Annotated in this window: 8 protein-coding genes and 1 pseudogene; 6 read left to right on the forward strand and 3 right to left on the reverse strand. The window is 64.3% G+C overall.

From position 1 onward, the window contains the following. Positions 1 to 54: 54 nt before the first annotated feature. Complete coding sequence (locus tag E4L98_RS00090) at positions 55 to 1,011, reverse strand: LysR family transcriptional regulator (RefSeq protein ID WP_135199527.1); 957 nt, start codon at positions 1,009 to 1,011, stop codon at positions 55 to 57. A gap of 81 nt (positions 1,012 to 1,092) precedes the next feature. On the opposite strand from E4L98_RS00090, the gene E4L98_RS00095 reads away from it, so the two are divergent. The 6 genes from E4L98_RS00095 (at position 1,093) to E4L98_RS00120 (ending at position 10,398) form a co-directional block, all read left to right on the forward strand. After that, on the forward strand, positions 1,093 to 1,797 hold the full coding sequence (locus E4L98_RS00095) for a histidine phosphatase family protein (protein ID WP_135199528.1): 705 nt from the start codon (positions 1,093 to 1,095) through the stop codon (positions 1,795 to 1,797). A gap of 9 nt (positions 1,798 to 1,806) precedes the next feature. Beyond that, a complete protein-coding gene (locus tag E4L98_RS00100) occupies positions 1,807 to 3,021 on the forward strand; it encodes an acyl-CoA dehydrogenase family protein (protein ID WP_135199529.1) in 1,215 nt (404 codons plus the stop codon). Positions 3,022 to 3,040: 19 nt separating this feature from the next. Continuing rightward, on the forward strand, positions 3,041 to 4,111 hold the full coding sequence (locus E4L98_RS00105) for a LacI family DNA-binding transcriptional regulator (protein WP_135199530.1): 1,071 nt from the start codon (positions 3,041 to 3,043) through the stop codon (positions 4,109 to 4,111). A 256-nt stretch (positions 4,112 to 4,367) separates the two neighbouring features. Beyond that, positions 4,368 to 6,869, forward strand: a complete 2,502-nt coding sequence (locus E4L98_RS00110) for a TonB-dependent receptor (RefSeq protein WP_135199531.1) — start codon at positions 4,368 to 4,370, stop codon at positions 6,867 to 6,869. 370 nt (positions 6,870 to 7,239) lie between these two features. Beyond that, the gene (locus E4L98_RS00115; RefSeq protein WP_135199532.1) at positions 7,240 to 9,609 is read left to right on the forward strand and encodes a DNA polymerase II; all 2,370 of its coding nucleotides are present in this window, start codon (positions 7,240 to 7,242) and stop codon (positions 9,607 to 9,609) included. Between the two features lie 12 nt (positions 9,610 to 9,621). Next, positions 9,622 to 10,398: an isocitrate lyase/PEP mutase family protein gene (locus E4L98_RS00120; RefSeq protein WP_135199533.1), complete on the forward strand. Its 777-nt coding sequence runs from the start codon at positions 9,622 to 9,624 to the stop codon at positions 10,396 to 10,398. A 118-nt stretch (positions 10,399 to 10,516) separates the two neighbouring features. On the opposite strand, the gene E4L98_RS00125 is transcribed toward E4L98_RS00120, so the two are convergent. Both E4L98_RS00125 and E4L98_RS29870 read right to left on the reverse strand, forming a co-directional pair. Then, positions 10,517 to 10,960, reverse strand: coding sequence for a DoxX family protein (locus E4L98_RS00125; protein ID WP_135199534.1), 444 nt, complete (start codon positions 10,958 to 10,960; stop codon positions 10,517 to 10,519). Then, a pseudogene (locus E4L98_RS29870) lies at positions 10,941 to 11,345 on the reverse strand (HvfC/BufC N-terminal domain-containing protein); the annotation flags it as partial. The gene E4L98_RS00125 and the pseudogene E4L98_RS29870, both read right to left, overlap by 20 nt.

Consider the following 11,345-nt stretch of genomic DNA (forward strand, 5'->3'; position numbering starts at 1 on the left):
AAACCCTGGCGCTGGCGCATCATCGTCCCCGAATAAACTCCGGGGTCAGGTCTTTCATTGCGTCACGGGCTCTGCCGTAGCGGTCGCTACGGCAGAGCCCGTGACGCAATGAAAGACCTGACCCCGGATTTGGGTGCGCAGCCAGGCGTTGGCGGGATCGGTGTCGACGTTGGCGTGCCAGTAGAGGTAGATGTCCAGCGCGGGCAGCTGCAGCGGGAAGGGCAGCAGCTGGTGCTTGAAGTGCTGGTTGAGGATCAGCGCCAGACGTTCGGGCATGGTCAGCGCCAGGTCGGTCTGGGCGACGACGTGACAGGCGGCGTAGTAGTGCTGGCTGCGCAGGCGGATGCGGCGTTGCAGACCCTGGCGGCTCAGTTCCATGTCTTCCAGCCCCGGGCCGCGGCGGCGCGAGCTGGTCTGGATGTGTTCCAGCGCCAGGTAGGTATCCAGGTCCAGCCTTCCCTTTTTGACCGACGGATGGCCGTGCCGCACCAGCACGACGGTGCGGTCGCCTCCCAGCGCTACACGACGGATGTCGTTCGACAGCGGCAGCAGGATGTCGATCGCGGCGTCCACCGTGCCGGCCGCGAGTTCACTTTCCAGTCCGCGCCGGCTGACTTGTGCCACGTTCAGTGTCGCCAGCGGCGCCTGCGCCGTCAGCGCGGCCATCAAAGGCGGCAGCACGCTGGCTTCCAGTACGTCGCGCAGGCCGAGGGAGAAATGGCGTTCGCTGGTGGTCGCGTCGAAGGAGGCGGCGCCGTTCAGCGTCAGTTCGAAGCCGCGCAATGACTGGCGCACCTGGCCAATCATGGAGCGCGCCAGCGGCGTGGGTATCATCGCGTGACCCTGACGTTCGAACAGCGGGTCGCCGAACAGCTGGCGCAGCCGGTTCAGCGCATGGCTGACCGCCGGCTGCGTCAAATTCAGCTTGCGGCTGGCGCGCGTGATGCCGCTCTCGGCGTAGATGGCGTCGAATACGGCAAACAGGTTCAGATCGATTCGCGATATATGCATCGAATTTATTCTCGGTAATTAAATCTATTCATTTGATGAATTATAGGCCGGGCGGTAAGCTGTGACTCTCGGAGGGCTTACATGGGACAAATTTATCTGGTGCGTCACGGGCAGGCTTCGTTCGGCGCCGCCAATTACGATCAGCTGTCGGAGCTGGGCTACGAGCAGGCGCGCCTGCTCGGCCAGTGGTATGCGAATACGCGCCAGGTGTTCCACAAGGTGATCACCGGCGGCATGGCGCGGCACCGCCAGTCGGCCGACGCCTGCATGGCCGAACTGCCGAAGAAGCAACTGATCGATACCGAATGGATCACCGACGCCGATTTCGCCGAATTCGATCACCATGAAGTCCTGCTGCGCCACTGCCCCGAATTCGCCGACGCCGTCGCGTTCGAGGCGCTGCTGGCCAACCATGTCGATCCGCCGCGCGCGCTCGAGCACCTGTTCCGCGCCGCCATGCAGCGCTGGATGAGCGGCTGGCACGACGCCGACTACGCCGAGACCTGGCCCGACTTCCGCCGCCGTTGCGTGCGCGCGCTGGAGCGCCTGGATACGGACAGCAGCGGGCAGGCGACCATCGTGTTCACCTCCGGCGGCGTGATCTCGACGCTGATGCAGCATCTGCTCGGCCTGCAGGACTTTCAGGTGATGGAGCTGAACTGGACGCTGGCCAACTGCGGCGTCACCAGGCTGCTGCAGCGGACCGGCCAGTTCACGCTGAGCTATCTGAATAACTACGCGCACCTGGAGTGGCTCGGCCAGCCGGGCGCGGTCACCTACCGATAAGGAGACATCATGGATTTCGACTACAGCCCGAAGGTAAAGGCGCTCCAGGCCAGGCTGACGGCTTTCATGGATCAGCATATCTATCCGAACGAAGCCGCCTTCCATGCCGAGATCGACGCCAACCGCGCCGCCGGCAACGCCTGGCTGCCCACCCGCCTGATGGAAGAACTCAAGCTGAAGGCGCGCGCAGCCGGTTTGTGGAATCTGTTCCTGCCCGACTCCGAACACGGCGCGGGCCTGAGCAACCTCGAATACGCGCCGCTGTGCGAAATCATGGGCCGCGTGCACTGGGCGCCGGAAGTGTTCAACTGCTCGGCGCCCGACACCGGCAACATGGAGGTGCTGGCCCGCTACGGCACGCCGCAACAGCAGCGCGACTGGCTGCGGCCGCTGCTCGATGGCCGCATCCGCTCGTGTTTCGCGATGACCGAGCCGGACGTGGCCTCCTCGGACGCCACCAACATCGCCAGCTCCATCGCGCGCGACGGCGACGAGTATGTGATCAATGGCCGCAAGTGGTGGTCTTCCGGCGCCAACGATCCGCGCTGCGCGATCTTCATCTTCATGGGCAAGACCGATCCCGACCACCCCAGCCGCCATCAGCAGCAGTCGATGATATTGGTGCCGCGCGACACGCCGGGCGTGACCATCCTGCGCCACTTGCCGGTGCTGGGCTTCGACGATGCGCCGCACGGCCACGCCGAAATCGTCTTCGACAACGTGCGCGTGCCGGCCGCCAATCTGCTGCTGGGCGAGGGACGTGGCTTCGAGATCGCGCAGGGCCGGCTGGGTCCGGGCCGCATCCATCACTGCATGCGGCTGATCGGCCTGGCCGAGCGCGCGCTGGAGCAGATGTGCAGGCGCAGTCTGGGCCGCGTCGCCTTCGGCAAGCCGGTGGCGCAGCAGGGCGTGACACTGGAGCGCATCGCCGAAGCGCGCATCCTGATCGACCAGGCGCGCCTGCTGGTACTGAACGCGGCCTGGATGATGGACACGGTCGGCAACAAGGTGGCCGCCAAGGAGATCGCCATGATCAAGGTAACCGCGCCGGCCATGGCTTGCCAGGTCATCGACTGGGCGATCCAGGTGCAGGGCGGCGGCGGCATGGCCGACCCCTTCCTGGCCCACGCCTACGCCAGCGCGCGCTCGCTGCGCCTGGCCGACGGTCCCGATGAGGTGCACCGCGCACAAATCGGCAAGATGGAGCTAGCCAGGTATAAATGAGCGGGTTTAGAATCGCGGCATGGACGACACCCCGGCAAACAAGAAGACCATCATCATGCCACCGCCGCGCCGCAGCCGGCGCAAAAGCGGCGGCATCACCCTGCGCGACGTGGCCGCGCTGGCGGGCGTGGCGCCGATCACGGCATCGCGCGCACTGAACACGCCGAGCGCGGTATCTGAACCGATTCTGCAGCGCGTGCGCCAGGCGGTCGAGCAGACCGGCTATGTGCCGAACATGCTGGCCGGCGGCCTGGCCTCCAGCAAGAGCCGGCTGGTGGCGGCAGTGGTGCCGACCATCTCCGGCAACGTGTTCCTGGAAGTGGTGCAGTCGCTGACGGCGTCGCTGGCGGCCTACGGCTACCAGCTGATGCTGGGCCAGTCCGGCTACGAGAATTCGCGCGAGGATGAACTGCTGGAAGCGATCATCGGCCGCCGCCCGGACGGCGTGGTGCTGACCGGGATCATGCATTCGGCCACCGGCCGCCAGCGCCTGCTGGCCAGCGGCATCCCGGTGGTGGAAACCTGGGATCTGACCGACAACCCGATCGACATGCTGATCGGCTTCTCGCACGAGGAGGTGGGGCAGGCGGTGGCGCGGTATCTGCACGGACGCGGCAAGCGCCGCGTGGCCACGCTCGGCGCCGACGACCAGCGCGCGCGCCGCCGCATGCAGGCGTTTTCCGATACCGCCATCGCGCTCGGCATGGCCCATCCGGGCGAAACGGCGGTGGCCGGCCAGCGCGTGCCGGCGCCCACCAACGTCGGCCTGGGCCGCGCCGGGCTACGCGAACTGCTGGCGCGCCATCCCGACATTGACGCGCTGTTCTGCAGCTCGGACACGGTGGCCCTTGGCGTGTTGACCGAGGCCCAGGCGCAGGGCGTTCAAGTGCCGCGGCAACTGGCGGTGGTCGGCATGGGCGACCTCGGCTTCGCCCGGGATCTGTACCCGGCGCTGACCACGGTGCGCATCGACGGCGCCCGCATCGGCGCCACCGCTGCGCGATTCATCGTGGAGCGTTCACAGGGCAGCCGGATGCGTGAAGGCGTGGTCGACATCGGCTTTTCCATTGTCGAACGAGAAAGTACCTGAGGCTGTAGGTAATCGTTTTACAACGGTTTTGTTGCGCTTCCCACGACATTTACAATTCGAATGTGGGCCATTCCCCAAATTTATTGACATCTTAAATTGCTTGGATTAACCTTGGTCATCATACAACTGGTACCGGTACCAATAAAAGGTTAAACGATTAACTAGCCGGGCAGCTGTGATACGCGGAGACCGTAACAGTTTTTACCTGTCAAGATAGGGGACAATAGTGTTAGATAACAACTACAAGCAGACGACCATGAAAAAAGCCATGCACCTGACGCCGATGGCGTCGGCCCTCGCTTTGGCGCTGGTCGCCATGAGCGCGCAAGCGCAACAAGAAGAATCGACCACCAAACCCGGCACGCTGGAGACCGTGGTGGTGACCGCCAATAAACGCGTGGAAAAGCTGGAAAGCGTTCCAATGGCGATTTCCGTCATGAGCGAGCAGGAGATCCAGCGCACCAACATCCGCGAGATCGAGGACGTGGTGGCAATGATGCCGTCACTGACCCTGAACTCGGGCACGACCTCGGCCAACAACGCCATCTTCATGCGCGGCATCGGCACCGTGTCGGTCGGCATCGGCGTCGAGTCGGACGTGTCGGTGATCATCGACGACATCCCGATCGCCACCCAGTTCCAGGCCTTCAAGGACCTGGCCGACGTGTCGCGCATCGAGGTGCTGAAAGGGCCGCAGAGCACGCTGTTCGGCAAATCGGCGGTGGCCGGCGCGGTCAACATCGTCACCAAGCCGATTTCCGGCCCGATGGTATACAAGGCCAGCACCTACATCACCAATGACGATGAATGGCGCGTCAACGCCTCGGCCGGCGGCCAGATCAACGAGCACTGGGGCGTGCGCATCTACGGCGGCAAGACCAGCCTGCCGGGCACCTTCCACAACCTGACCGATGGCAGCGACGTCAACGGTTCCAGCGGCCGCACCTTCATGGCCAAGATCCAGTGGAACCCGCTGGACAACCTGCAGTTCGACCTGAGTCCGCGCTACAACTACCAGCAGAACAGCCGCGGCGTCACCGCCGTCAACGGCTTCTTCCTGCGCACCGGTTCGGCCGCGCTGGGCACCCAGGTATCGACCCCGATCGGCCTCGATGGGGTTTACCTGAACGGCAACCCGAATCTGCCGGCGTCGGCGCTGTTGGCCGGCATCAATGTCAACGACCCGCGCAACCGCAATGTGCGCCGCGATTTTCCGACCGGCCTGATCTCGAGCGACCGCGGCGTCGGCTTCAAGGCCACCTGGACCCTGCCGAATGATGCGCAGCTGATGTCGATCAGCTCGTGGAGTAAATACCTGGCCAACGACTTCCGCGACCAGGACTTCACCGATCTGCCGACCATCGCCAAGGCCGGTGAGACCATCCCGACCGTGGGCAATTATCAGTTCGGCACCTACGACATCCGCTCCAAGACGCAGGAGATCCGCTACGTGTCGCCGGATACCGGCAAGTTCAAGTATGTGGCGGGCCTGTGGCTGGCGCATAACGAGATCTACCGTCACTTCATCCGCGGCTACTGCGTGGCGCCGGCCGTCTGCACCGCCAACTCGCCGTCGAGCCCGACCAACTACTACACCGACATCTATAACACCAACCGCGCGGTGTTCGGCCAGGCGTCGTGGGAATTCCTGCCGACCTGGACCCTGACCGCCGGCCTGCGCAGCAACACCGAGATTTCGGGCTACCACTACAAGCGCAACTACTACACCGACCAGCTGGACGAATCGACCTTCAAGCCGGGCGCGGTGGGCGTGGACCAGTTCCAGAGCACCGCCAACACCGACCACGCCATCACCGGCAAGGTCAGCCTGCAGAAGCAGATCACCCCGGAGTGGATGGTCTACACCCAGGCATCGACCGGTTACAAGGGCGAGGCGTATGACGTGACCTCGGGTCTGAAGGCGTCGGCGGCGTTCCCGGTCAAGCCGGAGACCAGCCAGAGCTTCGAAATCGGCACCAAGGCCAACCTGTTCAACAACCGCATGTCGGTGGCCGCGACCTATTTCAACTCGGACTTCTTCAACTACCAGCAGAACGTCACCTACGTGCTGCCGAACGATCCGACCATTTACAGCCAGCTGAACTCGATCCCGCACATCGCCACCCACGGTGTCGAATTCGATGTCAACGCGCTGGTGGCGAAAGACCTGACCATGAACGCCGCGCTGGCGGTGACCTTGCCGACCATCGAGAAGTGGGCCAACGGTCCGTGCTACAGCGACCCGACCAACGTCGCGGTGGGCGGCACCAAGCTGGCGGCCAACGGTTCGATCGCGGGCCAGAATGCCTCGTGCTTCCCGATCTCGCCTGGTTCGACCACCGGCGTGCAGAACCTGGACAACTCGATCTTCCCGGGTACGCCGAAGATCAAGCTGAACATCGGCGCCAACTATGACTTCCTGATTCCGAAGATGCCATTCAAAGGTTTCGTGAACGTCAACGTGCGCTACCAGGGCAAGTACAACACCAACATCAACAACGATCCGAACTCGGTGAACGATCCGTACAGCATCACCGACCTGGGCTTCGGTGTGCGCGATCCGCAGGACAAGTACAAGATCAGCTTCCGCGTGAACAACCTGTTCGACCGGTTCTACATCCCGAACGCCAACGCTTCCGGTCCATCGTCGTTCCGTGCCGGTCCGACCTCGACCTCGCCGCAGGTCTCGGCCAACAGCTGGGTGCCGCCGCGTGACGTGTTCCGTTACTTCAGCGTCAAACTCGACTACAAGTTCTAAACCCTTGGGGACAGACCACGATTTTGAAATCTTCTAAAAACGTGGTCTGTCCCCGGTTATGCGTTAGGTGAATCTCTGGCATCAGGAAGATAAATTGGCCTTATGTGTTGCGATGCCTCATGATTGCACCTGTCTCCTCTATTCTCCTCCAAGGAAATAGATTCAGCCCGCTCCCGTAGCGGGCTTTTTTTTATATTTGTCGAAATACTTGCTGCAGCGATTGCGCGTCTGGCAGGGCGTCGCTCCAGGGTTGCTCTGCGCGGTTTTTGGCTACGGCCCGAAACGTCGGGTCAGTTGCCGCTCCAACAAGGCCAGCGCTCCCTCTTGGTTCGAAGTCGCAGGCTGTATGTGCGTACAGTATAATTCCGGCATGACGCACACCGATTACACCGGCTTCATCCTGACCCGTCACTGGCGCGACACGCCCGGTGGGACGGAGCTCGAGTTCTGGCTGGCCACCGACGCCGGCCCGCGCAAGGTGCGGCTGAGCGCGCAGACTTCGGTGGCGTTTGCGGAGGCGGCCAACCGCAGCGCGATCGAGGGGCAGATCGCGGCGGACGCCGGCATCGAACTGCGCGAGCTGCAACTGAAGACCTTCCAGCAGCAGCCGGTGATCGGCGTGTATGCCTCGCGCTACAAGCAGCTGACGGCACTGGAGCGCGCCCTGCGCGATCACGGCGTCAAGCTGTACGAAGCCGACATCCGCCCGCCCGAACGCTATCTGATGGAGCGCTTCATCACCGCCGGCGTCCACACCGAGGGCGGCCATGCCAGCGGCAACATCATCCAGAACTGCAAGCTCAAGCCCGCGCCGGACTATCGCCCGAAACTGAAGATGGTCTCGCTCGACATCGAAACCAGCGCCTACGAAGATTTGTATTCGATCGCGCTGGAAGGCTGCGGCCAGCGCCAGGTCTACATGCTGGGTGTGCCGCCGGCCGACGCGCCCGCGGTGGATTTCGACCTTGAATACTGCGCCACACCGCGCCAGCTGATCGAGCGCCTGAACAGCTGGATGGCGCGCCACGATCCCGATGTGGTGATCGGCTGGAACGTGGTGCAGTTCGACCTGCGCGTGCTGCAGAAGAACGCCGACAAGTACAAGGTCCCGCTGGCGCTGGGCCGCGAGGGCAAGGCCATCGAATGGCGCGAGCATCCGGGCAAGCAGGGCTATCTGTTCGCGCCGGTCGCCGGTCGCATCATCCTCGACGGCATCGATGCGCTGAAGGCCGCCTCCTGGCTGTTCCCGTCCTACAGCCTGGAAAACGTCGCCCAGTCCATGCTGGGCGAGGGCAAGAATATCGGCGACGACTACGACAAGATGGCCGAAATCGAGCGCCGCTTCCAGCACGACAAGCCGGCGCTGGCGCTGTACAACCTGAAGGACTGCGAACTGGTCACGCGCATCTTCGAGCAGGCCAATCTGCTGGCCTTCATGATCGAGCGCGCCACCGTGACTGGACTGCAGGCCGACCATCTGGGCGGTTCGATTGCCGCCTTCAACCACCACTACCTGCCGCGCATGCACCGCGAAGGCTATGTGGCGCCGAACGTGGGCGACGTCAGCGGCGGCGCCTCGCCCGGCGGCTTCGTGATCGATTCCCGGCCGGGACTGTACGACTCGGTGGTGGTGCTGGACTATAAGAGCCTGTACCCGTCCATCATCCGCACGTTCCTGGTCGATCCGGTGGGACTGGTCGAAGGCGAGAGCGCCGGGAATCCGGACGACGTGGTGCAGGGCGTGAACGGCACGCTGTTCTCGCGCGACAAGCACTGTCTGCCGGCCATCACCACCGAAATCTGGAAGCAGCGCGACGCCGCCAAGAAAGCCGGCAACGAGCCGCTGTCGACCGCGCTCAAGCTGCTGATGAATTCCTTCTGCGGCGTGCTGGGCGCCAGCGAATGCCGTTTCTTCAATCCGCGGCTGGTGGCATCGGTGACGCTGCGCGGCCACCAGATGCTGAAACAGACGCGCCAGCTGGTCGAGGCCAAGGGCTACGATGTGATCTATGGCGACACCGACTCGATCTTCATCTGGCTGAAAAAGGAATACGCCAATGAAGAAGCGCTGGCCATCGGCCAGGATCTGGCGCAGTACATCAACGACTGGTGGCGCACCATGCTGAAGGAGAAGCACGGACTCGAATGCCATCTCGAGATCGAACTCGATACGCACTATCAGAAATTCTTCATGCCCACCATCCGCGGCACCGACATGGGCAGCAAGAAGCGCTACGCCGGCCTGACCATCAACAGCAAGGGCGAAGAGGAAGTGATCTACCGCGGCCTGGAAGTGGCGCGCAGCGACTGGACGCCGCTGGCGCAGCAATTCCAGCAAGGGCTGTTCAAGCGCATCTTCAAGGACCAGCCGTACCAGGAATTCGTGCGCGACTACGCGGAGAAGACGCTGTCCGGCCAGTACGACGATCTGCTGGTGTACCGCAAGCGCCTGCGCCAGCCGCTGAGCGAATACAAGGTCAACGTGCCGCCGCAGGTGCGCGCCGCGCGCATCGCCGACGAATACAACCTCGCGCAACGGCGCCCGCAGCGCTATCAGAACGGCGGCTGGATCAGCTACGTGATGACCACCGGCGGCCCGGAGCCGCTGGAAGCGCTGCGTTCGCACATCGACTACGAGCACTATCTGACCAAGCAGCTGCAGCCGATCGCCGATTCGATCCTGCTGCCGATGAACGACAGCTTTACCAGCCTGACCACGGCGCAAGCCAGCCTTTTCTGAACGGAGGAAGACATGAGCGATTTCAAGCAACTGCATGACGGCAGCAAACTTCTGCATCTGGCCAATGCCTGGGACGCCGGCAGCGCGCGGCTGATCGAAAGTCTGGGCGCACCGGCGATCGCCACCACCAGCGCCGGCGTGGCCTGGGCGCAGGGCTATGCGGACGGCGACCACATGCCGGCCGATGTCGCCATCGCGGTGGCGACCAACATAGCGCGCGTGATCAAGGTGCCGCTGTCGGTCGATTTCGAGAACGGCTACTCCGCCGACCCGCGGCAGGTGGCGCGCAACGTGCTGCGGCTGATCGAAGCCGGCGTGGCCGGGATCAACCTGGAAGACGGCAACGATGCGCCTTCGCTGCTGGCTGAAAAGATCGCCGCCATCAAAGGCATGGGACGGGACATCTTCATCAACGCCCGCACCGACGTGTATCTGAAGGGGCTGGCGCCGGAGGGAGAGCGCGTGGCGGAGGTGCTGAGGCGCGCCGCGCTGTACAAAGCGGCCGGCGCCGATGGCCTGTTCGTGCCGGGCGTGACCAGGGAGGATGAAATCAGCGCCGTGGTGGCCGGCACCGGCCTGCCGCTGAATGTGCTGGACTGGCCGGGCCTGCCGTCCGCCGACGAGCTGCATCGGCTGGGTGTGGCGCGCCTGAGCGCCGGTTCCGGCATCCCGCAGGCGCTGATGGCGCTCACCGCCGGCATGGCCAGAGACTTTCTCGCCAGCGGCAACGGCGGCCCGCTGCTGGCGCAGGCCATGCCGTACGGCGAGCTGCAGGCGCTGTTCCTCTGAACCGTATCAGGCTTGCGGCTTGCCTGCTGCAGAACTGGCGCCGCCTGCATTCCCTGCCATCCGCTGCGCAGCTCAGGCATCGCCAGCTTCGTCGAGTTGCCGTACCGGCAGTGAGGCGTCAGTCCAGTTTCAGCACACGGTCCAGCGACCAGGGGCCGCCGCCGCGTCCGACCAGGTACAGCAGCGGCGCCGCCCACGACAGGTGGGTGGGCCAGGCGTCCGGATACACGAACACTTCGATCACCAGCGTCATGCCCAGCAGCGCCATAGCCGCGCCGCGGGTGAACAGACCGAGTATCAGCAGCAGCGGGAACAGGTGCTCGGCGTAAGCCGACAGGTGCGCCGCCAGTTCCGGCGGCAGCAGCGGCAACCGGTATTCGTCGCGGAACAGCTGATAAGTGCCGTCGGTGATGGTCAGCAGGCCGCTGACCTTGGTGCGGCCCGATTGCAGAAAGATGGCGGCGATCGCCATGCGCGCGGTCAGCGCCAGCAGGGCATGCGGGGTCGTCGCGGCGGCGACGGCCGCCGCGCGGTTCCAGCGTTCACGCAGGGATGCATACATGTCGGGACTCGTCGGGAAGGGATAAAAAGGCGCCGGCTTGTATCAGCGTCGCCAGCGTGGCGGCGATGTCCAGGCCGGACTGTATTGAGAGGGCGTGTTGCGCCGCTTCCTCCAGACTGGCGCCACCGGCGCAGGCATCGAGGAAGGCGATGGCGCCGTGTTCCAGCATCCGCCAGCGGACGACGCCGTCCACGCGCGTCAGCAGCGCGCCATCGCTTTGCCAGGCCATGGCGGCATCGGCATCGCGCTGTTCGCGGTTGACGCACCAGATGGCGCAGGCCGGATGTCCCTCGCTCCACAGCCAGCGCGCGGCCGGATGCGGCGTCAGACACTGCGCGCCCAGCGCGGCCGGCGACAGCGCCGCCAGGTCGGCGGCGGCCAGCGT

Source organism: Duganella callida (genome assembly GCF_004614165.1).
GTDB lineage: Bacteria > Pseudomonadota > Gammaproteobacteria > Burkholderiales > Burkholderiaceae_D > Rugamonas > Rugamonas callida.